This is a genomic window from Methylobacterium sp. GXS13 (assembly GCF_001455965.1).
In the GTDB taxonomy this organism is placed as follows: domain Bacteria; phylum Pseudomonadota; class Alphaproteobacteria; order Rhizobiales; family Beijerinckiaceae; genus Methylobacterium.
In genome coordinates this window covers 21,009-43,151 of record NZ_LKKO01000044.1, presented here as the reverse complement: position 1 = coordinate 43,151, position 22,143 = coordinate 21,009, and the positions used below count along the sequence as shown (strand labels likewise).

22 protein-coding genes are annotated in these 22,143 nt (G+C 70.0%); 14 read left to right on the top strand and 8 right to left on the bottom strand.

Annotation, left to right across the window (positions count from 1 at the left end):
• Positions 1–8 precede the first annotated feature (8 nt).
• Together AO398_RS16515 and AO398_RS16510 are read left to right on the top strand one after the other, a co-directional pair.
• Positions 9–362 (top strand): hypothetical protein, encoded by a 354-nt coding sequence (locus AO398_RS16515; RefSeq protein ID WP_058193210.1) that lies wholly within the window; start codon positions 9–11, stop codon positions 360–362.
• Positions 363–559: 197 nt separating this feature from the next.
• On the top strand, positions 560–913 hold the full coding sequence (locus AO398_RS16510) for a hypothetical protein (RefSeq protein ID WP_244498801.1): 354 nt from the start codon (positions 560–562) through the stop codon (positions 911–913).
• A 12-nt stretch (positions 914–925) separates the two neighbouring features.
• On the opposite strand, the gene AO398_RS16505 is transcribed toward AO398_RS16510, so the two are convergent.
• Positions 926–1,618: a helix-turn-helix transcriptional regulator gene (locus tag AO398_RS16505; protein ID WP_058193220.1), complete on the bottom strand. Its 693-nt coding sequence runs from the start codon at positions 1,616–1,618 to the stop codon at positions 926–928.
• A 123-nt stretch (positions 1,619–1,741) separates the two neighbouring features.
• Here AO398_RS16505 and AO398_RS16500 point away from each other — a divergent pair, with 123 nt between their 5' ends.
• Together AO398_RS16500 and AO398_RS16495 are read left to right on the top strand one after the other, a co-directional pair.
• A complete protein-coding gene (locus AO398_RS16500; protein ID WP_058193209.1) occupies positions 1,742–2,173 on the top strand; it encodes a nuclear transport factor 2 family protein in 432 nt (143 codons plus the stop codon).
• Positions 2,174–2,256: 83 nt separating this feature from the next.
• Entirely contained in the window at positions 2,257–3,636 is a 1,380-nt protein-coding gene (locus AO398_RS16495) for an MFS transporter (RefSeq protein ID WP_082643312.1), read from the top strand.
• On the opposite strand, the gene AO398_RS16490 is transcribed toward AO398_RS16495, so the two are convergent.
• From AO398_RS16490 to AO398_RS16480, 3 genes are all read right to left on the bottom strand, one after another.
• The gene (locus AO398_RS16490; RefSeq protein ID WP_058193208.1) at positions 3,608–4,648 is read right to left on the bottom strand and encodes an aldose epimerase family protein; all 1,041 of its coding nucleotides are present in this window, start codon (positions 4,646–4,648) and stop codon (positions 3,608–3,610) included. The two genes, AO398_RS16495 and AO398_RS16490, sit on opposite strands and share 29 nt — an antisense overlap.
• An 85-nt stretch (positions 4,649–4,733) precedes the next feature.
• Positions 4,734–6,002: a hypothetical protein gene (locus AO398_RS16485; RefSeq protein WP_058193207.1), complete on the bottom strand. Its 1,269-nt coding sequence runs from the start codon at positions 6,000–6,002 to the stop codon at positions 4,734–4,736.
• A 42-nt stretch (positions 6,003–6,044) separates the two neighbouring features.
• The gene (locus AO398_RS16480) at positions 6,045–6,881 is read right to left on the bottom strand and encodes a hypothetical protein (RefSeq protein ID WP_058193206.1); all 837 of its coding nucleotides are present in this window, start codon (positions 6,879–6,881) and stop codon (positions 6,045–6,047) included.
• Positions 6,882–7,161: 280 nt separating this feature from the next.
• Between AO398_RS16480 and AO398_RS16475 the strand changes: the two genes are divergently transcribed.
• The 3 genes from AO398_RS16475 to AO398_RS16465 are packed head-to-tail and all read left to right on the top strand — an operon-like array spanning position 7,162 to position 9,643.
• Positions 7,162–8,115 carry a lipid kinase gene (locus AO398_RS16475; protein WP_058193205.1) on the top strand — a complete coding sequence of 318 codons (954 nt, stop codon included), beginning with the start codon at positions 7,162–7,164 and terminating at the stop codon, positions 8,113–8,115.
• Positions 8,112–8,852 carry a TerC family protein gene (locus AO398_RS16470; RefSeq protein WP_058193204.1) on the top strand — a complete coding sequence of 247 codons (741 nt, stop codon included), beginning with the start codon at positions 8,112–8,114 and terminating at the stop codon, positions 8,850–8,852. The genes AO398_RS16475 and AO398_RS16470 overlap by 4 nt, the downstream gene beginning before the upstream one ends.
• Positions 8,852–9,643, top strand: a complete 792-nt coding sequence (locus AO398_RS16465; RefSeq protein ID WP_082643311.1) for an ABC transporter substrate-binding protein — start codon at positions 8,852–8,854, stop codon at positions 9,641–9,643. The genes AO398_RS16470 and AO398_RS16465 overlap by 1 nt, the downstream gene beginning before the upstream one ends.
• Positions 9,644–9,833: 190 nt before the next feature.
• Here the strand turns inward: AO398_RS16465 and leuS are convergent, their stop codons facing one another.
• Positions 9,834–12,416, bottom strand: coding sequence for a leucine--tRNA ligase (leuS, locus tag AO398_RS16460; RefSeq protein ID WP_058193203.1), 2,583 nt, complete (start codon positions 12,414–12,416; stop codon positions 9,834–9,836).
• 376 nt (positions 12,417–12,792) lie between these two features.
• Between leuS and AO398_RS16455 the strand changes: the two genes are divergently transcribed.
• On the top strand, positions 12,793–13,545 hold the full coding sequence (locus tag AO398_RS16455; protein WP_058193202.1) for a YggS family pyridoxal phosphate-dependent enzyme: 753 nt from the start codon (positions 12,793–12,795) through the stop codon (positions 13,543–13,545).
• Positions 13,546–13,548: 3 nt separating this feature from the next.
• Here the strand turns inward: AO398_RS16455 and AO398_RS16450 are convergent, their stop codons facing one another.
• On the bottom strand, positions 13,549–14,046 hold the full coding sequence (locus tag AO398_RS16450; protein ID WP_082643314.1) for a L,D-transpeptidase family protein: 498 nt from the start codon (positions 14,044–14,046) through the stop codon (positions 13,549–13,551).
• A gap of 446 nt (positions 14,047–14,492) precedes the next feature.
• Here AO398_RS16450 and AO398_RS16445 point away from each other — a divergent pair, with 446 nt between their 5' ends.
• The 4 genes from AO398_RS16445 (at position 14,493) to AO398_RS16430 (ending at position 17,555) form a co-directional block, all read left to right on the top strand.
• Positions 14,493–15,179, top strand: coding sequence for a response regulator transcription factor (locus tag AO398_RS16445; RefSeq protein ID WP_058193201.1), 687 nt, complete (start codon positions 14,493–14,495; stop codon positions 15,177–15,179).
• 127 nt (positions 15,180–15,306) lie between these two features.
• The gene (locus AO398_RS16440; protein ID WP_058193200.1) at positions 15,307–15,756 is read left to right on the top strand and encodes a cyclic nucleotide-binding domain-containing protein; all 450 of its coding nucleotides are present in this window, start codon (positions 15,307–15,309) and stop codon (positions 15,754–15,756) included.
• 72 nt (positions 15,757–15,828) lie between these two features.
• Positions 15,829–16,674 carry a 2,3,4,5-tetrahydropyridine-2,6-dicarboxylate N-succinyltransferase gene (gene dapD / locus AO398_RS16435; RefSeq protein ID WP_058193199.1) on the top strand — a complete coding sequence of 282 codons (846 nt, stop codon included), beginning with the start codon at positions 15,829–15,831 and terminating at the stop codon, positions 16,672–16,674.
• A gap of 23 nt (positions 16,675–16,697) precedes the next feature.
• The gene (locus AO398_RS16430) at positions 16,698–17,555 is read left to right on the top strand and encodes an alpha/beta hydrolase (protein WP_201025785.1); all 858 of its coding nucleotides are present in this window, start codon (positions 16,698–16,700) and stop codon (positions 17,553–17,555) included.
• A 68-nt stretch (positions 17,556–17,623) separates the two neighbouring features.
• Here AO398_RS16430 and AO398_RS16425 read toward each other — a convergent pair whose 3' ends face one another.
• Both AO398_RS16425 and AO398_RS16420 read right to left on the bottom strand, forming a co-directional pair.
• Positions 17,624–18,067: a hypothetical protein gene (locus tag AO398_RS16425; protein ID WP_058193197.1), complete on the bottom strand. Its 444-nt coding sequence runs from the start codon at positions 18,065–18,067 to the stop codon at positions 17,624–17,626.
• Positions 18,064–18,627 (bottom strand): hypothetical protein, encoded by a 564-nt coding sequence (locus AO398_RS16420; protein WP_058193196.1) that lies wholly within the window; start codon positions 18,625–18,627, stop codon positions 18,064–18,066. Before AO398_RS16420 ends, AO398_RS16425 begins: the two co-directional genes overlap by 4 nt.
• Before the next feature lie 199 nt (positions 18,628–18,826).
• Between AO398_RS16420 and AO398_RS16415 the strand changes: the two genes are divergently transcribed.
• Both AO398_RS16415 and AO398_RS16410 read left to right on the top strand, forming a co-directional pair.
• Positions 18,827–19,693: a phosphatase PAP2 family protein gene (locus tag AO398_RS16415; RefSeq protein ID WP_058193195.1), complete on the top strand. Its 867-nt coding sequence runs from the start codon at positions 18,827–18,829 to the stop codon at positions 19,691–19,693.
• A gap of 134 nt (positions 19,694–19,827) precedes the next feature.
• Positions 19,828–22,059: a TonB-dependent siderophore receptor gene (locus AO398_RS16410; protein WP_058193194.1), complete on the top strand. Its 2,232-nt coding sequence runs from the start codon at positions 19,828–19,830 to the stop codon at positions 22,057–22,059.
• Positions 22,060–22,143: the final 84 nt, after the last annotated feature.

Genomic DNA, 22,143 nt, shown 5'->3' with positions numbered 1-22,143 from the left:
GGCGATCGATGACGACCTTCGACCTGCAGGACCGCTCTCGCTGGACGAGCCGGCTCCGGCGCAGCCGAACCGGGACGCCGGCCGGGGCGGCGGAGCGGGCGACGTGGTCCCCCCTCACCGGCTGGATCGCGACGACCACCCTCTGCCTCGCCCTGGCGGCCTTCAGCCCGGCACCGGCCATGCCCTGGGTGCTGGCGGGATTGCTGAGCCTGTCGGGCTTCGTCTGGCTCGGCGCCGCGATCACCCTGGCCGGGCCGCCGGCCAGCGCCACGCACCTCACCGCCTGGGACGCCGCCCTCCTCGCCTTCGCGGCGAGCTTCGGCGTCCAATCCGCCGCGCGCCTCGGGCTGCTGTCGGCCTGAGCGCGGCGCATCCCCGCCATCGTGCCGCCCGGCGCGACGACCACGCCGTCGCGCCGGGCTACAAGGAGGCAACCATGCAGCATCATGCGATCGGACCCGGACACAAAAAGTCCCCCGCCGAAGCGGACCGCGGGAACGCGCCCTGCACGACCCGGCCGGGAGACCGGCGCCGACTCGAACGGGCGCCGCTCCGTGTCGTGCTCGGCCGGAAACGGGCGCCGGCCGCGCCGCCGCGTTTCCCGGACGGGCCGGAGCTGGAGCGGGCGCTGGTCAATCCGGCGGCGGTCTTCGTCACGCCGTCCGCCGTGCTGGACCACCCCCGGCTGCGGCGCGAAGGGAAGCGCGAACTCCTTCGCCGGTGGGCCTGGGACGAGTACCTGAAGGAGGTGGCCGCCGCCGAGGGCATGGCCGAGGGCGAGCCCTCGCAGCTCGACGCGGTGAAGGCCGCACTCCTGGCCCTCGGCGAGACCTGGCGCCCCAAACCCTCCGCCCCCATGGTCGCCGTGCCGGTGCCGCAGGCGGACGGGGAGGATCTGGTTCTCGCGGCCTGAGCCGGGCGCGCCTCAGACCGGATCGAAGCCGAGTTCCTGTTTCAGGCCGATCCAGCCCGGCGGCGTGACCTGCACGGCGCGGGTCGTCTCGGAGCGGCGCAGCCAGCCTTTCGCGCAGAACAGGCTCATCAGCTGGACGCCCAGCGGGCCGGCGAGATGGTGCTCCCGCTCGGTCCAGTCGAGGCATTGCCGGGCCAGGCCGTGCCGGCCCGGCTTCAGCCGATCGACCTCCAGGCCGAGGCCGGCGAACCACGCCACGCCGGCCGGCGGCACCGCGAAGCGCTTACCCTCCACCGGCAGGAGGTAGCCGCGCGCCTGCAGGGCACCGGTGACGGCGACGCCCAGGCGGCCGGCCAGGTGATCGTAGCAGCAGCGCGCGAACCGCAGCTCCCGCGCCTCCCGGCCCAGGGGCTTCGACCGGACGGGCGCTGCCGGCCCGATCGCCGCGAGCGTCTCCAGCGCCAGGGCGACCTGGGGGCCGGCTAGGCGATAATAGCGGTGGCGCCCCTCGGTCTCGACCGCCAGGAGGCCGCCCGCGAGCAGCTTGCCGAGATGCGAACTCGCCGTCTGCGCGGTGACGCCGGCCGCAAAGGCTAATTCGCCGGCGGGCCGCGCCTTTCCGTCGAGCAGATGCATCAGCATCAGGGACCGCGCCGGGTCCGCGATCAGGAATGCCGCCGTGGCGAGGCTCGGTTGCGGATTCATGGTCGGTCTCCAGGCCAGCCGGCCCATCATGCCACCGACGCGGTGCGGATGCCTCGACACGCATCGAAGCATCCGGCCTCAAGCCGCCTTTAGGGTTCCGGTCATCGCTTCCGAGAGCTTGCCATGACCGAAACGCCGAAGGCCGACATCCGCCGCATCTACGAGCGCTGGCACGAGACGGTGCTCGCCCGCGACATCGACGGCCTGATGGCGCTCTATGCCGAGGACGCCATCCTGGAGAGCCCGCTGGTCTTGGCCGAAGAGGGGATCGACGCGTCCGGAATCCTGACCGGCAGACCCGCGATACGGCGTTTCTTCGACGCGTCGCTACGCAAGCCCGGCAGCGCGCTCGGCCGCTGGTACCGCACCGGCACTTTCTTCTCCGACGGCCGCCGGCTCACCTGGGAGTATCCGCGCGCCACGCCCGAGGGCGACCAGGTCGATCTGGTCGAGGTGATGGACCTAGCGGCCGGGCGGATCGCCCACCACCGGGTCTACTGGGGCTGGGTCGGCTTCCGGGCGCTGGCCCCGATCCTCGACGCGTCACGGTCGTGACCGTGACGGCCCCGAGAGGACGCGCGGCCCGGCCGCGCCGGGCAGATCGGCGAAACGGCGCCTCCCACGATGCGACGCTCGTCATGGCGGCGACCAGCGTGAGTTATGTCGTCGTCCTGCTCGATACCTCGATCGTCAACGTCGCCCTGGGCGGCATCACCGCGTCGATGGCGACGGACGTGGCCGGCCTGCAATGGGTGGTGAACGCCTACACCCTCGCCTTCGCGAGTCTGCTCCTCACCGGCGGTGCACTGGGTGATCGCTGGGGCGCGCGCAACGTTTACTGTGCCGGCCTGGCGGTCTTCACCCTCGCCTCGACCCTGTGCGGAGCCGCCCCCGGCCTCCCGGGCCTGATGGCGGCCCGTGCGCTGCAAGGAATCGGAGCCGCCTTGCTGGTCCCGTGCTCGCTGAAGCTGATCAACCAAGCCTTCCCCGATCCCGAACGGCGTGCGCGCGCCATCGGGCTGTGGATCGGCTGCGGCGGGCTCGCCATGGCGACCGGTCCCCTGATCGGCGGGATCCTGATCCATGCCTTCAACTGGCGAAGCATCTTCTTCGTCAACCTGCCCATCGGGCTGCTCGGCCTCGCCATGACGGGACGCCTGGCGTCCGAGCCCGGACCGCGGCCGACCCGGCCGTTCGACCTCGCCGGCCAGATGACGGCGTTCGTGGCCATCGGCACGCTCATCGGCGTTCTCATCGAGGGTGACGGCCTCGGATGGTTCTCGGTTCCGATGCTGGCGGGACTCGCCCTCGCGCTCGCCGCCGGGGCGCTGTTTCTCCGGATCGAGGCGCGCGCCGCGCATCCCATGCTACCGCTGTCGCTGTTCAAAGACCGGGTCTTCGCCGGATCGGTCTCGGTGTCTCTGGCATCGGCCTTCGTCTTCTACGGATTCCTGTTCCTCATCAGCCTGTATCATCAACGGCATCAGGGCCTTTCAGCGATTCAGACCGGCTTGGCGCTCCTGCCCGTCACCGCCATGGTCGCCTGCGGGAGCTTCGTCGCCGACCGTGTCGCGCGGATCTATGGAACCCAGCGGCCCCTCTCCGTCGCCTTCGGCCTGTACGCGATCGGTGCCCTCGGCCTCCTGCCGACTGGGGGCCCGTCGTCCTGGCTGACGGTTCCTCCGCTGCTGGCGATCGGGCTCGCCTCCGGCTTCATCTCGCCGGCCGCGACGGCGCCGGCCCTGGGTGCCGTCGCGTCGCACCATACCGGCATCGCGTCCGCGGCCCTCCATGCGGCCCGTCAGACGGGTGCGGCGCTGGGGGTCGCCATCTTCGGCGCGGTACTGGCGGCGACCGCCCGGTTCGACCGTGCCCTACCGGTCGCACTCTGGCTCATCGTGGCCGTGTCCCTGGCCGCGGCGCTGACCTGGTGGCGGTCCGTAGGGCGCCCACCGCCCGAGGGTGCCAATCCTTCGCGATCCGCGCACCTCACGCCACCGAGAACCGGAACGTCGTGACCGCCCGGAACACCTCCCCCGGCCGCAGGACCGCGGAGGGGAAGCCCGGCTGGTTCGGAGCGTCCGGAAAGCCTTGCGTCTCGAAGCAGACGCCGTCGCCGGAGCGGTAGATCCTGCCGGAGGGGCCGATCAGCGTGCCGTCCAGGTTGTTGCCGGTGTAGAGCTGCAATGCCGGCTGCGTGGTCGCCACGTCGAGCCGACGTCCGCTGCCCGGATCGATGCAGGTCGCGGCCGGGCGCAGGGTCCCGGCGGGGCCGCGCAGCACGAAGGTGTGGTCGTAGCCCTTTGCGAAGGCGAGTTGCGGATCGCCGACCCGGATGCGCTCGCCCAGCGCGTGCGGGGCGCGGAAATCGAACGGGGTGCCGGCCACCGGTCGGATCTCGCCGGTGGGGACCTGCGTCGCGTCTGTGGGGGTGAACGCGTCGGCCTTGAGCTGAACCATGTGGTCGAGCACGCTGCCGGTCCCCTCCCCGGCCAGATTGAAGTAACTGTGGTTGGTGAGGTTCAGGATCGTCGGCCGCTCGGTCACCGCCTCGTAATCGAGGCGCAGCAGCCCGTCCTCGGGCAGGCTGTAGCGCACGCGGACGTCGAGGTTGCCGGGAAATCCCTCCTCCCCGTCCGGCGAGCGGCGGGCCAGGGCGAGGCTCGAGCCGTCAACGTCTTCCACGTGCCACAGACGCTTGCCGAAGTTGCGGTCGCCGCCATGCAGGGTGTTGGGGGCCTCGTTCACCGGCAGCCGGTAGGTCTGGCCGTCGAGGCTGAAGCACCCGCCCGCGATGCGATTGGCATAGCGGCCGACCAGGGCGCCGAAGCTCGGGCTCACGGTCTCGTAGCCCTTCAGGGTATCGAGTCCGAGGACGACGTTGGCGCTGCAGCCGGCCCGATCGGGCACCTCGATCGCCGCGATCACCGCGCCGAAATCAAGGACATGGACGCGCAGACTGCCCCGGCTCAGGATGTGCCGCGTGACGATCTGCCCGTCCGCGGTTCGCCCGAAGATCTCGCCTCGCATGGCCTTCCCCGCTCTCGAAGACATACCGGTTTCAAAAGCTGGGTGATCGTTCGGAGTGGGGCAGAACCCCGTGAAAGCACTTCGCTCAGCGCTTCCAGACGCCGAGTCGCTCGCTGCGGGCATGATCCTCGGCCGCGACGAGTTCAGGGCTTGCCTCCGGGGAGGCCCGGCCGCCGCCGTTGAACAGCACGACCTCGGAGAGGTCGCGGCCGTTCACCTGACAGTTCATGTTCTCGCTGCCCGGTGCCGGCTGACAGGTCACAGGGCGGCCTGCGAGGTAGCGGGCGAGTTCGTCGGCCTGGCCGCCCCGCACCCACTCGACGCCGAACAGATGCACGACCTTGCCGCCGAGCTTCAGGGTCGCGGTATCGATCACTTGGGCCGGCCCGGTGATGGCATTGGCCGCAGGCGGCGGCGTGTCGGGCTCCGGATCGCCGCCGGTCTCAGGCGGGGGCGTGACCGTGTCGGGGGGCGCGGCCTGTGAAGCAGTTGGCGGAGCCACCGCTGGGTTCGTCGGGGAGCTGGCCGGAGAATTGGCGGCCTGAGGCGACGTCGCCTGCGAAGCCGCAGGGCGCGTGGATTCCGGCTCGCGCCCGGCTAGGACCAGACCAGCAGCAACGACCGCCACCAGGGCGGCTGTGCTTGCACCGACGAGCCAGCGCCGATGACGGCCGCCCTCATCACCAGTTCCGACGCCGAAGCCGAGTCGCGCGCGCAAGCTGGACAGGGTGCCGCGGATCGATTCACCGATCCGGCCTGGTCCCTTGTTCCAGGCAGCGGCCGGATCCGAGCTACGCACCGACACTGCAGTTCCATCGGTCGGTCCGCCGAACCGGGTCTGCAAGCCCGTCCGCAGGGTGGCGAAGCGCCCAGCCGCGTTCTGCGCCAGCGCCCGCCCCTGCTCGGTGGACCGCTCGGCGAGCGAACGCGCCCGCTCGGATTGTGTCTCGACGAAGCGGGCAGTGGCGACCTTCATCTCGTAGGCGCTGGTCAGGATCGGCGAATCCTTGGCCTCCTCCAGGGCCGGGGCGGGCGCAGGCTCTGGCTCCGCCGGCAGAAACAGGGCCGGGTGCCGCGCCTTCAGTTCCGCTACGAAATCCGCGATCGTCATCGGGTCGGACGTGCCCAGGCGCAGGCGCGGAACGCCGTGGCGGTCGAGCACCCGGTAGCCGTAGGCCCCGGGCACGATCGCAGCCTCGGCCATAAGTTCGAGCGTCCGCACGGCGACCGGGCTGGCGAGCGCCCGGGCGATCGCTGTCCGGATCGCTTCGCGGAGGGCGGCACGCTCCGGATCGTCGAGAGCCGGACGCGCCGGCCCCGCCTCCTGTTCCGCCGCCATCGTTGAAGACGTCATAAACCCGATCCCGGCATCGCCGTGCGCCGCACGGATGCCGCTTTACGCTTTGCCGGGCGAGGGAGCCAGGGTGCCGGCCTGGACGCTGCGGCGCAGGACCCGTCCGGTCTCGGCGACGATCACCGGGCGCGAGCCCGTGAAGCTTACCTCGAGGACCAGCTCGGCCGCCCCGGTGGAGATCGCACCGCGACCGGGATTCGCCGTGCGGAAATCGACGATCGTGCGGATCGTGCAGGTCTCGGCATCGCAGGCGGTGCGGATCGCCCGAGGCTCGTAGCGACGCTCGGGCCAGCGTTGGACGAAGCTACGCTTCTCGGCAACCAGACCGGCGAGGGTGATGGGGTGGCCGTAGAAGCGCACCCGCGTCCCATAGAAATGTGGCGCGGCGCCCACCATCGTGTCCCCCGAACTGGAGACGGTGGCGAGGTAATTCGCCGCGAGCGCCCGGGCAATGGCGGCGCGCTCGGAGGAGGCAGCGGCCGGCATGGGGACCATGGCGGCCGGCGTGTCGGCGAGGCGCCGAGGATGGAGTGCCTGCCGCCGTAGGGTCTCGCGGACGGGCGGTCGCTCCAGGGCAGCCGCACGCCGGGGAGCCGCGGCCTTGGTCGAGGTGGACTTGGGCAGGGCATCGTCCGCAGGCTCGGGCTTGGCCGCCTGCCGGACCGTGGCCCTCGCGTCCGTCGATGGCTTGGCCTGCTCCTGGCTCACAGCCTTCATAGGCTCCTTGGCCGGCGCGGCGGTAGAGGCACGGGCCGGCGGATCGACCCAGGAACTCTGCGACGATGCCCCCTGCTGGGCCGAGGCGCCGCCGACGAAGGCCAAAGGCAGGATCACGCCGAGCGCGAGGGCACGTGGTCGGGTGGGCATGGTGGCGGGCATCGGTGCCTTCCTGGCGGCCGGGGCAGACGTGATGAGAACGCGCCCGCATGCCGAGGAGGTTCCACGGTTTGGTGCAGGCGCGCCCACGACTCTGCCGATGTGTCGGGCCGACACCAGCCGGGGATTGCGTGGATGACGGGGTTGCGCTCGACCGTTCCACTACCAAGTGGGGGACAATCTTGGCCGTCGCCGGTTTCAGGCGATCTTTCGCCCCACGCATCGAGGTTCCCGTGGCCCGACCTGAGACCGAGGCAACCCCGAACCCGCATCGGAGTCCGCGATGAGCGGGGACCGGCGTCGGGCGCTGCTGATCTGCAACGCGAAGGCCCGCAATGGCGGCCTCGACCTCGACGAGGTGCGGGGGATCCTGCGCGCCGGGGGCATCGAGCCGGTGGAGCCGCCGCCGGATGCCGATTGCCGCGAGGTGATCCGCGCGCGCGCCAAGGATGTCGAGTTCGTGATCCTCGGCGGCGGCGACGGCACCATGAACATGGCCGCGCCCGCTCTGGTGGAGAGCGGCCTGCCCCTCGCCATCCTGCCGCTGGGCACGGCCAACGACCTCGCCCGCTCGCTCGGCCTGCCGCTGGATCCCCTGGCCGCAGCCCGGTTCATCCCGACGGCGGAAGCACGGCCGGTCGATCTCGGCTGGGTCAACGGCCACTATTATTTCAATGTCGCCAGCATCGGCTTCTCCGCCGAACTCGCTGGCGAACTCACCGCGGAGTCGAAGAAGACCTGGGGGGTGCTCGGCTACGCGGTCGCGGCCATCCGGGTGCTGCGCCGAGTGCGGCCGTTCACCGTAACCATCGAGCATGACGGCACGGTCGAGAGGGTGACGACGATCCAGGTCTCGGTCGGCAACGGCCGGCACTACGGCGGCGGCATGACCGTGGAGGAGACCGCCACGGTCGACGACGGCAAGCTCGATTTCTACAGCCTGGAAGTCGCGCATTGGTGGCGGCTGATCGCGCTCTTGCCGGCCCTGCGCCGGGGCACCCAGGGACGCGCCGCCGACGTGCGCGCCTTCCAGACGCGGGAGATCAAGATCGCGACACGTAAGCCCCGGCCGGTGAACACCGACGGCGAGCTGACCACCCACACGCCCGCTCATTTCAAGGTCTGCCCGAAGATCCTTCGGGTCTACGCCCCCGATCCGGCGAGCCGCCCCGGTCCGTTCGACCTTTCCACCCTAGGCAGCCGCCTGTTCCCGGACCACGAAACGCCCGACCCGTGACTGACCTGATCCAGCTTGCCACGCAGCCGGCCGTCTGGGTCGCGCTCGCGACCCTCATCGTGATGGAGGTCGTGCTCGGCGTCGACAACCTGATCTTCATCTCGATCCTGACCAACAAGCTGCCGCCTGACCAGCAGACGCGGGCGCGGCGGATCGGGATCGGGCTGGCCCTGATCCTGCGACTTGGGCTTCTGGGCACGGTCGCGTTCATCGTGCACCTGACCGAACCGGTCTTCTCGGTCCTGAACCAGGATTTCTCCTGGCGCGACCTGATCCTGATCGGCGGCGGCCTGTTCCTGCTCTGGAAGGCCACGAAGGAAATCCATCACAGCGTCGATCCTGACGAGACCGATGAGAAGAAGATCGGCGGCACGATCGGGTTCGGTGCCGCGATCGGCCAGATTCTGCTCCTCGATCTCGTGTTCTCGATCGACTCGATCATCACCGCGGTCGGCATGACCGAGCATGTGCCGGTGATGATGGTGGCCGTTGTCGTGGCGGTGATCGTCATGCTGGTCGCAGCGGAGCCGCTCTCCGCCTTCATCGCCCGCAATCCAACCGTGGTGATGCTGGCGCTGGGCTTCCTGATCATGATCGGCATGACGCTGATCGCCGAAGGGTTCGGCGCCCACGTGCCGAAGGGCTACATCTACACAGCCATGGCGTTCTCGGCCGGCGTCGAGGGCCTCAACATGCTGGCCCGGGGGCGCCGACGGGCGGCGGGCGGAGGCCGTTGATGACCATCCGGATCGCCGCTTCCCTGTGCGCCCTGCTCATCGTCACCCGGGCCCACGCGGAGACGATCCCGATGACGCCCTCCCCCGCGATCCTGCACGACCTCGCCCCCACCGGCACGCTCCGGGCGGCGATCAACCTCGGCAACCCGGTTCTGGCCCGGTCCGGGGCGGATGGCCCGGCGGGCGTGTCGGTCGATCTCGCCCGGGCGCTGGCGCAGAAACTCGGCGTGCCGGTGGCGTTTGTGACGTTTCCCGGGGCGGGTACCGTCTCGGGGTCGGCCGGGTCCGGGACTTGGGACATCTGCTTCCTGGCGATCGACCCGAAGCGCGCCGAAGGCATCGCCTTCACGGCGCCCTACGTGCTGATCGCCGGCAGCTACCTCGTGCCGGCCGCCTCGCCGATCCGGAGTTTGCCGGACGTCGACCGCACCGGGATCCGGATCTCAGTGGGACGCGGCAGCGCCTACGACCTGTTCCTGACCCGCGCGCTGCGCCACGCCAGCCTGGTGCGGGCGCCGACCTCGGCGGAGGCGGTCACGGCCTTCGCCCGGGACGGCCTCGATGTCGCCGCCGGAGTGCATCAGCCGCTCGCCGCCTACGCGGCCGCCCACCCGGAGGTGCGCCTGTTGCCGGGGCATTTCATGGAGATCCCGCAGGCGATGGGCCTGCCGGTGGGGCGGGATGCGGGGGCGGCCTTTCTTGCGGGCTTCCTCGCGCAGGCGAAGGCGGATGGGTTTATCGCGCGGAGCCTGGAGACGAACGGGCAGGATCCGGGGCTGGCGGCGCCGTAGAGCTGGGTCTCCGGCAAGTCCAACCCGTCACCTCATCCTGAGGTGCCGCAGCGGAGCGGAGGCCTCGAAGCAGCCCTCCAGCCAGTCGCGCGATTTCTGAAGCCCCCCTTCGAGGCCCACTGAAGCGGGCACCTCAGGATGAGGGCGCGGGTGGGCGATAAAACCTGCCCACCTGCAGCACTCGGCATTCTCACACCACCAGATTCACGATCCGCCCCGGCACCACGATCACCTTGCGGGGCGGCTTGCCCTCCAGGATCTTCTGGACCGTCTCCAGGGCCAGGGTGGCGGCTTCAACCGCCTTGGCGTCGGCGTCGCGCGGCACCGTCACGTCCGCGCGCTTCTTGCCGTTGATCTGCACCGGCAGCGTGATCTCGTCCTCGACCAGCAGCCCGGCCTCGGCCTCCGGCCAGGGGGCCTGGGCGGCCAGCCCAGGGCGGCCGAGCGCCGTCCAGCATTCCTCGGCCAGGTGCGGCATCATCGGGGCGATGAGTTGCACCAGGATGCCGGCCGCTTCCGTGGCCGCCGCGCGCGAGACCGGCCCGCGGAGCCCGTCCTCAAGGGCGTTGGCCAGGGTGTAGATGTGGGCGACGCAGCGGTTGAAGCGCAGGCGCTCGATATCGTCCTGCACCGCGGCCAGCGCCCGGTGGGCGGCCTTGCGCAGGGTGAGGTCGGCGGCGCCGTCCCCGCTCGCGGACAGCGCGGCATGGGTCAGCCGCCAGACCTTCTGAACGAAGCGGGCAGCGCCCTGCACGCCCTCCTCACTCCAGATCACGTCGCGCTCGGGCGGGGAATCGGACAGCACGAACCAGCGCGCCGTGTCGGCCCCGTAGCTCGCGATGATGTCGTCCGGGTCGACCACGTTCTTCTTGGACTTCGACATCTTCTCGATCGGGCCGATCGCAACCGGCGCCTGAGTTTTCACGTGAAACGCGCGGCGCTCGCCCTCCTCCGTGGAGAAGCGGATCTCGGCCGGCGGCACCCAGGCGCCCGCCGCGTCCTTGTAGGTCTCGTGGACCACCATGCCCTGGGTGAACAGGCCGGCGAACGGCTCCGAGACGCCGGCCCAGCCGGTCTCGCGCATCGCCCGCATGAAGAACCGGGCGTAGAGCAGGTGCAGGATCGCGTGCTCGATGCCACCGATATACTGATCCACGGCCAGCCAATGATCGACCGTGGCCCGGTCGGTGGGGGCGTCGGTGAGCCAGGGCGCCGTGAAGCGGGCATAGTACCAGGACGAATCGACGAACGTGTCCATCGTGTCGGTCTCGCGCCGGGCCGGCGCGCCGCATTTGGGGCACGGCACGTTGCGCCAAGCCTGGTCCCGCTCCAGCGGATTGCCGGGCTGGTCGAAGGACACCTCGTCCGGCAGCTTCACCGGCAGGTCAGCGACCGGCACCGGCTGCGGGCCGCAGGTCTCGCAATGGACGATCGGGATCGGGCAGCCCCAGTACCGCTGGCGCGAGACGCCCCAGTCGCGCAGGCGGAACTGGACCTTGCGCTTGGCCACCCCCTCCTGCTCGAGGCGGCGCGCTACGGTCTCGAAGGCCTCCCCGGTGGTCATGCCGTTGAGGAAGCGCGAATTGATCATCCGCCCGTCCTCGACATAGGCCGTGGTGGTGATCAGGAACGCCTCCGGATCCTGGCCCTCGGGGCAGACCACCGGCACGTTGCCGAGCCCGTACTTGTTCGCGAAATCGAGGTCGCGCTGATCGTGCGCCGGGCAGCCGAACACGGCGCCGGTGCCGTAGTCCATCAGGACGAAATTCGCGACGTAGACCGGCAGCTCCCAGGCCGGGTCGAGGGGATGGCGCACGGTCAGGCCGGTGTCGAAACCAAGCTTTTCCGCGGTGTCGATCGCCGCCTGGGCGGTGCCGGTGCGCCGGCACTCCTCGATGAAGGTTTGGAGGTCAGGGTTGTTCGCGGCCAGGGTCGCGGCCAGGGGATGGTCGGCGGCGATCGCCAGGAACCGGGCACCGAACAGGGTGTCGGGCCGGGTGGTGTAGACCGTCACGGACTCGGTCGCGCCGGCCGGCGGCCGGGCGAGGGCAAACCGGACCTCCAGCCCCTCGGAGCGGCCAATCCAGTTCTTCTGCATCAGCCTGACTTTTTCCGGCCAGCGGTCCAGCCCGTCCAGCGCGGTGAGCAGGTCCTCGGCGAAATCGGTGATCTTGAAGAACCACTGGGTCAGCTCGCGCTGCTCGACCAGGGCGCCGGAGCGCCAGCCGCGCCCGTCGATCACCTGCTCGTTGGCCAGCACGGTGTGATCGACCGGGTCCCAGTTCACCTTGGCGGTGCGCCGCGTGACCAGACCCTTGTCCAGGAAGTCGAGAAACATGCGCTGCTGGTGCTTGTAATAATCGGGGTCGCAGGTCGCGATCTCCCGGCTCCAGTCCAGCGACAGGCCCATGGCCTTCAGCTGGTCGCGCATCGACGCGATGTTGGCGTAGGTCCAGTCCCGCGGGTTGACCTTGCGCTCCATGGCGGCGTTCTCGGCCGGCAGCCCGAACGCGTCCCAGCCCATGGGGTGGAGCACGTTGAAGCCCCGGGCGCGCTTGTACCGGGCGACCACGTCGCCCATCGCGTAATTGCGCACGTGGCCCATGTGGATGCGCCCCGACGGGTACGGGAACATCTCCAGCACGTAGTATTTCGGGCGCCCATCGGCGTTGTCGGTCTCGAAAAGCCGCTGCTCCGCCCAGGCGGCCTGCCAGCGGGGCTCGGCATCCTTGGCGTTGTAGCGCTCGACGGCAGAGGGGGCAGTGCTGGTCATGGATCCGGCTGGGTCAGGGGCTCGGCGGCTGATCGGTGAGAGCCGCGGCACGTTGTGGCCCAGTAGCATATCTGCGCCGGAGCCGGTCAACGGATGCACCGATCCGGGCTTGCGCCCGCCACGCAACGGCATAGGTCGGCAGGCAGCACACGGTTCATGAGAGGGGCCCGCACCAGGGCGGTCCCACCCATCCCCCTCATCCTGAGACGGCGCAGCGAAGCGGAGACCGCCAAGGAGGCCTCCAGCCAGCCGTGCGATCCCTGGAGGGCTCCGTCGAGGCCCAGCGCTCTTCGGTCGCCGGGCACCTCAGGATGCGGGGGTGGGTTGGAGCACCCGCCTCCCGGGACGGGCCCGGCAGCGACAGGACAGACACGCGATGGACGACGCGATCACCGACTCGAACGCTCCCCCGACGGACGGGATGGGGCAGCCGACCGCCAAGCCTCCTGTCGGCGAGGCCGATGTCGCCGCCGGGCTCGCCGAGGTCCGCGCCGCCGTCGCACAGGCGGCGGAGGATTCGGACCGCGACCCGGCGGAGGTCCAGCTCGTGGCGGTCTCCAAGACCGTGCCGGCGGAGGGCATCGTCCCGGCCCTGGAGGCGGGCCAGCGGGTGTTCGGGGAGAACTACGTCCAGGAATCCTCAGCGAAATGGCCGGACCTGCGCAGCCGCTACCCGGATGTCGAGTTGCATCTGGTCGGGCCGCTGCAATCCAACAAGGCCCGCGAGGCGGTGGCCCTGTTCGACGTGATCCATTCCCTCGACCGGCTGTCGCTGGCGGCAGCGCTCGCCAAGGAGATCCAGCGCGCGGGTCGCGCCCCGAAGCTGCTGATCCAGGTCAATACCGGGGCGGAGCCGCAGAAGGGGGGCGTCCTGCCGGATCAACTCGCCGCCCTACTGGCCGCGTGTCGCGACACGCACGGCCTCGCGATCCAGGGCCTGATGTGCATCCCGCCGGCGGAGGACCCGCCCTCGGCCCATTTCGCCCTGCTCGCCCGGCTGGCGGAGGAGCACGACCTGTCGATCCTCTCGATGGGCATGAGCGCGGATTTTCCGGCGGCGATCCAGCAGGGCGCCACCCATGTCCGGGTCGGGACGGCGATTTTCGGCGCGCGGACCCGGAAGGCGTGAGGGTTACCCGATCCGCAGACGCGTGCGCGGGCCGAGCCGCCTGAGCAGCCGCAACAGGTCTGCCCTGGCCAGCGCGACGCAGCCCTCGGTAGGACGGTAGCCGTCCCGGGCGATGTGCAGGAAGATCGCCGAGCCTCGCCCTCTCCGGATGGGCGCGCGGTTGTAATCGAGGTCGATCACCACGTCGTAGAGCCCGTCCGGCCGCCACATCGACTCGGCACTGATGCCGGGGGCTGGCAGGCGGATCGGCCGGTTGTAGCGGCGGTCCCGGCGGTCATCGCACCAGCCGTCGTCCGGTCGGGTCGCCCGCAAGGGCAAAGCTGTGCGCGGGCGTAGACCGAGATGATCCGGCCGGTAGGCGCCCCCTCGCAGGCGGAAGCGCCCGCGCGGCGAGCCGCCGTCGCCCTCGCGTTTGTCGCTCACGATTCCGACCGCCCCGAGGGCGCAGGGAATCACGGCCGGGCCGATCAAGAGCTGGCCCCGGCGGCGGTCGTCGACCATGGCGCGGACCCGGATCTCGCCCAGGGTCACGCGGACGGGTCCGGGCCGCTCACGCCGATCTCTCCGCACCAACGCCCCTCCCCTGCCCGCCTCACAGGCCCCGATCCGAGCCGCCGACACGCGATCCCTCGGCGGATCGGCCGGCGTTCTACCCGGTATCCAATACCGAAACCGAGAAAAATTGCGCGCAAGGCAATTTCCAGCCACAAACGAAGCCCTATCCTTGCCTCGGAACCCAGGCCGTCGGAGCCGGGATTCGGGAGCGAACAGCCCATCGCCCTGCGACGGGGGGACCGAACGCCCTTGGATTCCGGTGCGCCGGCCCCGCTTTCCTGGAGCCGGCGGTGTTGTCACGCGACGGACGGCGTGCTCCAGATTCTTGTCACCGCGCGCTGTTCCGGCCATCGGGTCTCCCGGTCCCACAGCGAGCTCCAGGGCCCCGGACGATGTCGAATGCTTACCGCCTCCTGATCTGTGACGATGACGCGATTCTGCGCGACACGCTTACCGAGCAGCTCGACCTCTGCGAGGAATTCACCGTGGTCACCGAGGCGAACGCCGCGGACGCCGTCCGGCGGGTCGGGGCCGAGCGTATCGACCTGGCGGTGATGGATGTCGGCCTGCCCGACCTCGATGGGCGCGAGGCCGTGCGCCGGATGCGCACCGGCGGATTCCGCGGCCCGGTGATCATGCTCACCGCGCAGGATTCCGAGGCCGACCACGTCGAGGGTCTGGAGGCGGGCGCCAACGACTACGTCACCAAGCCGTTCAAGTTCGGCATCCTGCTCGCCCGGATCCGCGCGCATCTGCGCAGCCACGAGGCGTCCGAGGATGCGGTGTTCCAGATCGGCCCGTACACGTTCCGGCCCGGCGCCAAGCTGCTGGTCGGCGAGCGCGGCTCGAAGCTCAAGCTCACCGAGAAAGAGACCGCGATCCTGCGCTTCCTGTACCGGGCGGGCCGGGCCGTGGTGAACCGCGACACCCTGCTTGCCGAAGTCTGGGGCTACAACGCCCACGTCACCACGCACACGCTGGAGACGCACATCTACCGGCTGCGCCAGAAGATCGAGCCGAACCCCGCCACCGCGGCGATCCTCGTCACCGAAGGCGGCGGCTACAAGCTGCTCCCCTGATCGCCCCCTGCGCCTCACGGCGGGAACCGAGAGCCAAGCGCGATTGCAACGCGATCGGGAAGGGCTTTAGGGATTTGCGTGTAAGCGAGGCTCAGGCTCGTTTGCACGCAGGTGGTGGGGCGGTTCTTTGGGGCTCGACGACGACATCGCGATCCTCGCAGACGCGCCGCTGTTCGGCTTCCTCGACCGGGACGCCCTGCGCCTGCTGACCTTCGCGGCCGAGCGGCGCGAGCTGGCCGATGGCGACCTGCTCTTCGCCCGCGGCGACCCGGCCGATGGCGGCTTCGTGGTGATGTCCGGCACGATCCGGCTTGCGCCCCGGGTCACTGAGGCCGAGCCGGTGCGGGCCGGGCGCTCCGCGCTGATCGGGCAGCTCGCTTTGTTCGTGCGCGGCACCCGGCCGACCGAGGCCAGGGCCGAGGGCGCCGCCGAAGTCATGCGGATCACCCCGACGCTGATGCGCCGCGTGCTGGAGGAGTTCCCTGCGGCCGCCCAATCCGTCTACGACACCCTGGCGATCGACCTCGTCGACCTCGTGACCGATCTCGACCGGGTGCGGGTTCTGCTGGAGGATTGAAGCCGCCCCGGGTGACAGCCCCGGTGCCCGCTTGTAAGCACGGGCTCCCGCCATCGAGAGCATCGTGCGCCCATGTCCACCTCCGACCTCGCCAAGACCATCGAGACGGCCTGGGAGGAGCGCGCCGGCATCTCGACGTCCACCCAGGGCGCCGTCCGCGAGGCGGTCGAGGAGGCGCTGAACCTGCTCGATTCCGGCAAGGCCCGGGTTGCCGAGAAGAGCGGCAACCAGGATTGGGTCGTCAACCAATGGCTCAAGAAGGCGGTGCTGCTCTCCTTCCGCCTCAACGACATGGCTGTGATCGACGGCGGCCCCGGCGGCGCGCCCTGGTGGGACAAGGTCGCCTCCAAGTTCGCCGGCTGGGGCGAGGCCGAATTCCGCGCCGCCGGCCTGCGCGCCGTGCCGGGCTGCTTCGTGCGCCGCGGCTCCTACATCGCGCCGGGCGCCGTGCTGATGCCGAGCTTCGTCAATCTCGGTGCCCATGTCGGCGAAGGCACGATGGTCGACACCTGGGTGACGATCGGCTCCTGCGCCCAGGTGGGCAAGAACTGTCACATCTCGGGAGGCGCCGGCATCGCCGGCGTGCTCGAGCCGCTCCAGGCCAACCCGGTGATCATCGAGGACGATTGCTTCATCGGCGCCCGCGCCGAGGTGGCCGAGGGCGTCATCGTCGGCCAGGGCAGCGTGCTGTCCATGGGCGTCTATATCGGCGCCTCGACCAAGATCGTCGACCGCACCACCGGCGAGGTGATGTACGGCCGCGTGCCGCCCTACTCCGTGGTGGTTTCGGGCACGATGCCCGGCAAGGCGCTGCCGGACGGCACCCCGGGCCCCGGCCTGTACTGCGCGGTGATCGTCAAGCGCGTCGATGCCGGCACCCGCTCGAAGACCGCCATCAACGAGCTGCTGCGCACGTAAGCGTGGAACGCGAGGGTGGCCCGGTGGAGACGACGCGGCATCTAGACCTGACCGTAGCGGGCCGGCCGGTGCCGACCCTCTGCGACGTGATCGGTACGGGGCGCGACGCGCTCCTGCTGCCGGCCCTGTCGACGATCTCGGACCGGGGCGAGATGCGCGATCTCGCCCGCGCCCTCGGTTCGGAGTACCGCTGCCTGGTGCCGGACTGGCCGGGCTTCGGCGCCCGGCCGCGGACCCGCCTCCCCCTCGGTCCGAACACCCTGCACGCTTTCCTCGATGGGCTGCTCGCCGCCGCCCCCGGCCCCTACGCGCTCGCCGTCGCGGCCGGCCACGGAGCCGGCTACTTGGTCGCCGCAGCGCGCAGGCACCCGCGGGCATTCGAGCGGTTGGTTCTGGTCGCGCCGACTTGGCGCGGGCCGCTGCCCACCGCGATGCCGAGCCGCGCGCACTGGTTCCCCCGCATCCGCCGGGCCGTGGAGGCGCCGATCCTCGGCGATGCCCTCTACCGGCTCAACATCAGTCCGCCGATCATCGGTCGGATGATGCGCGCTCATGTCTACGCGGACCCGGCCCACGTCACACCGGACGTGATCCGCGCCAAGCACGCAGTTACCCGCCAGCGCAACGGCCGGTTCGGCACCGCCGCCTTCGTCACCGGTGGCCTCGACCCCGTGGCCGACCGCACCGCCTTCCTGGACCTGTTCGGGGACGGCCTGCCGCCGACCCTGGTGCTGCGCCCCGAGAAGGCCCCTCGCCGCTCCGGCGCCGAGATGGACGCGCTGATTGCCCAAGGTCAGGTCACGAGCGTCGCGATCCCTGGGGCGCTCAGCCCGCACGAGGAGTTCCCCGCCGCGGTGGCGGCCGCGATCCGGGCGGTTTAGCCGGCAAATTTCTGGACCCGCAAAAGGTCCGGGACCTTTTGCGGGTCCAGGGTGGAGCCCTGGCCTCATCAGGGCTCCGCCTTTGGGAACCCATGTTCCGGCGGCATCGTGATCACGCCCCGATGGTAGGGGAAGCGGGCGCGCTGGAGCGGGTCCGGCCCGGTGAAGATCAGCCGCGTCCGGAACGACACCGGGCTGACGCACAAGAGATAGCCCCGCAGGACCTTGTCGTCGGGCACGAACAGGGCGGTCGTCAGATACCGGCTCTTCGCCCGGACCCAAGCGGGCATTCGCAAACCCCAGCGCCGCGCCAGATGCTCCCCGGCCCCGCCCAGGAACGCATCGGCCCCCGGAAGCCCGAGCAAACCCGGCTCATCGGCGATGAACCCCGCCTGCCGCGTGACGTCGCCGTCGGCGGCGTAGAAGGCGTCGAGGAAGTCGCGCAGATGGTGCTCCCAATCCCCGTCCTCCCGCGCCCGCGCCACGACTTCCGCCAGGGAATGCGGTCTCATGGCACCGACTTGATGACCGCAGGAAACCGAGCTCGCACCTCCGGCGACGGGTCCTCGCCGTAGATCGAGCGATAGAGGCGCTCGAGCGCCTGCACATCGCTTAAGCCCAGGTGAGCCGCGAGGGCGCGCGCGTCGTTCAGGTCCCGGTCTCCGCGGTCGAGGCTCTGCAAGGCGTGCAACTTCATCGCCAGGAGGTAGGGAGGGCTAGCCAGGACGGTCCGAAGTCCTGGTGTCCCACCGGTGGGATACGTGCCGGACACGGCGAACAGGGTTTCGTCCTCCTCAAGCGGGGTGAACATGCCGACGGCATCGTTGAGCCAGTCCGCCTCAAGCCCCATCCGCGCGGCGACCCGGATCACCGAAGGCGCGAGCACCGCCTCGTCGTAGCCGGCCCGCACAACCGCATCGACATCCTCAGTGGCGCGTCGCCATGCGAATTGCAGCATCAGCGCGCCGCCGCCATAGACGGCGAGTTCGACGAAGCGCCCATGCTCAGCGAGGTCGGCACCGAGCGCTTCGAAGGCCTCTAGGAGGCGGGCGCGATCGAGGGGCTGGGCCATGCGGTCGGGAAGCCGGAAGGAAACGCCATAGCGTTCGCGCGGCGGGCAGCCCGGGTCAACCGTCTGTCATCCGTCACGGGAGCCCCTGGACAGGATCGGAGGCCTGTGCGCGGACTGAACCGTCCGGCCAAGCCGTTCGTTTGTCTGCGGGTGCGGCCCGCCTCGTCCTCGCCCCTTCGCCCGAACCGCTACGGATCCGATGCTGCGCACCCTCTCCCTGCCGGCCCTCGCCGTCCTGATCGCCGCGACTCCGGTTCGCGCCGAGGACACGCCCCACCCCGCACCGGCGAACCCGCAAGCGGCGCCATCGTTGGGGGCCGACACGCTCAAGCCCGGCAAGCCGGCGGTGAAACCCTATCTGGCCGAGACGGCGGGCCCCGATGCGATCCAGATCCTGCCACCACCACCGGCCCACGATGCGCCCCTCGACAAGGCCGACCGGGCGGCCTTCGTCGGCACCCGCGCCCTGAAGGGCAGCGCCCGCTGGGAGATCGCCGCCAACGACGTGTCGGAGGGTGCGTCCGCGGTGCTCGACAATTTCGCCTGCGTGCTCGGCACCCGGATCGACCAGACCCGGGTGCCGGCGGTGCTCAACCTCCTGGAACGCACCCAGCTCGCCATCGCCCGGGCGACGCGGGGGCCGAAGGTGCATTACCGCCGGCTTCGCCCGTTCGTGGGCAACGAGGCGCCGATCTGCGTGCAGCGGACCCAGGCGCTCACCGACAGCTTCAGCTACCCGTCCGGGCACGCCACCCAGGGCTGGGCCTACGCGCTGATCCTGGCCTCCCTGGTACCCGAGAAAGCCACCGCGATCCTGGCCCGGGGCCGGGCCTACGGCGAGAGCCGTGTCGTCTGCGGCGTGCACTCGCTCTGCGCGGTCGCGGCCGGGCGGATCACCGGCTCCTCGGTCCTCGCCACGCTGATGGGCGATCCAGGCTTCCGGGCCGATCTGGACAAGGCCCGGACCGAGCTGCGAGGCGCCCTCTCCGCAGGCGGTGCGGCCCCCGACCAGGCTGTTTGCACCCGCGAAGCGGAGGCCCTGCGCGAGCCTCCGCTAGAGTTTTGAATACGAATAATGTCAGATTTGAAGACTTCTAAGTGTGTGATTTAAAACACGTTTTCCGCTTGATCGAGAGCCCGTGAACGGTTGATCCTGTGATTGAAGCGCCAAGGAACGGCGCATCTCAGGGTTCCACGTCCATGCGTTCCACCCGCCTCGGGTTGCTTGCCACCGCCACGGCTCTGGCCACCGCCGCCGTCACGTCCCAGGCCGCTGCGCAGGGTGCCGTGCAGCTCAACGAGATCTCCGTGGAGGCCACCCGACCCGCCTCCACGGTCCCGGCCGGAGCTGGCTTCGGGGGCGCCAATGTCAGCGGCGGCGACGGCAACAGCGCGGCCACCAGCGGCGGCGGCGGCCCCTCCGGGATCACCGGCTACGTCGCGCGCGTGAGCCCCACCGCGACCAAGACCAACACACCACTGATCGAGACTCCGCAATCGGTCTCCGTTGTCACCCGTGAGCAGCTCAACGACCGCAACGTGCAGAGCCTGAACGAGGCGCTGGCCTACACGCCGGGCGTGTCGAGCAACGTCTTCGGCTTCGACCCCCGCGCGGACTCGTTCTACATCCGCGGCTTCGCCGAGACCTACGATGGTATCTTCCGCGACGGCCTGCGCCAGACGGGCGTCGGCTTCGCTGTCCCCCGCATCGAGCCCTACGGCGCCGAGGCGCTGACCATCCTGCGGGGGCCGGCCTCCGGGCTCTACGGCCTCGGCTCTCCCGGCGGCATCGTCGACGTGACCAGCAAGCGCCCGGTCTTCGCCCAGTTCGGTGAGGCGTGGTTCCAGGGTGGTAGCTTCGACCGCTACCAGGGCAACTTCGACATCGGCGGCCCGGTCGAGGGATCGGACGGAACGATGGCCTATCGGCTTACCGGTGTCGCCCGCCAGTCCGACACATTCCTGCCCGGCCCCGGCGTTCGGGATGACCGGTTCACCATCGCCCCCGCCTTCACATGGCGGCCCTCGGCCGACACAACCTTCACGCTGCTCACGGAATTCCAGGAATCGAACGTCCCGGGCAATGCCAGCTTCTACAACTTCCCGGGTTTCCGTGTGTCGCGGATCTATTCGGGTGACGGCGCCCTCAACACTTACCGGACCGATCAGCACCGGATCGGCTATGCCTTCGAGCACGTGTTCTCGCCGGACCTGATCCTGCGGCAGAACTTTCGCTATTCCGGCGTCGACGCCAACTTCTCGTACACGCAGGTCGACGCGGTGACGGGCCTCAGCGCGCAGCGGTCCACCGGCCTGTTCAAGCAGTCGCTGGCTTCATTCGCGGTCGACACACAGCTCGAGGGCCACCTCCGGACCGGGCCGATCGCCCATACGCTGCTGACCGGCATCGACTATTACCACTACGACTTCTCGAGCGTCGCCGGTTTCGGCGTGGCGCCCGACCTCAACCTGCTCACCCTGAACTACGGCCGACAGCCGATCACCCGGCCGACCATCGACCGCTCGTCCCGCCAGGCGCAAGATCAGGTCGGCGTCTACGTCCAGGAACAGGCGAAGTGGGGGAGATTCGTTCTGACGCTGACCGGACGGCAGGATTGGGTCGCCTCCGACACGGCGAGCGTAACCCGGGGCGTCGTCGCGGGGCCGCAGAGCCAGAACGACAGCGCTTTCACGTACCGCGCCGGTCTGAACTACGAGCTCGCGCCCGGCATCGTACCCTATGCCAGCTACGCCACGACTTTCACCCCGCAGGTCGGCGTCAACGTCATCACCGGCCGCCCCTATAAGCCGGCGACCGGCGATCAAATCGAGGCAGGCGTGAAGTACCTCATCCCAGGTACCAACATCAGCGCCGCCATCGCGGGCTTTGATATCAACCAGACCAGCATTCTGCGTCAGGATCCCACGAATTTTGCCAATCAAGTAGCGACCGGTGAGGTCAACTCGCGCGGCTTCGAGATGGAGGCGACGGCGAATTTCGCGCCGGGGACCAACCTGACCGTCGCCTACACCCATCTCGACTTTCGGTTCGTCAAGCAGACGTCGGCCGTCACCGGTGCGGCGATCGACGGGAACCGCCTCTCGGGCATCCCAGGCGACACCTTCGCGTCGTTCCTGACCTATCTGTTCCCGCCCTCCTCCGCGCTACGCGGATTGACGATCGGCGGCGGCATCCGGTTCAACGCCAACAGCTTCGCCGATGACGAGAACACGGTCCGCAACCCGACCGTGACGCTGTTCGACGCGCTGGTCGCCTACGATTTCGCGGCGCTCGATCCGAAGTACAAAGGCTTCCGGGCGCAGATCAACGCGTTCAACATTTTCGACCGGGATTACTACAACTGCCAGGCCGGCTTCTGCTATCGCGGCGCCCCCGCCACGGTGATCGGCAGCCTGATCTACCGCTGGTAACGGCTTCGCGGGGGCAGGGGAGCATGGCAGGTCCCCGCCCCCGGCACTGGAGGGCGGGGCGGGATCCGCTTAAGGCCGGAGCTT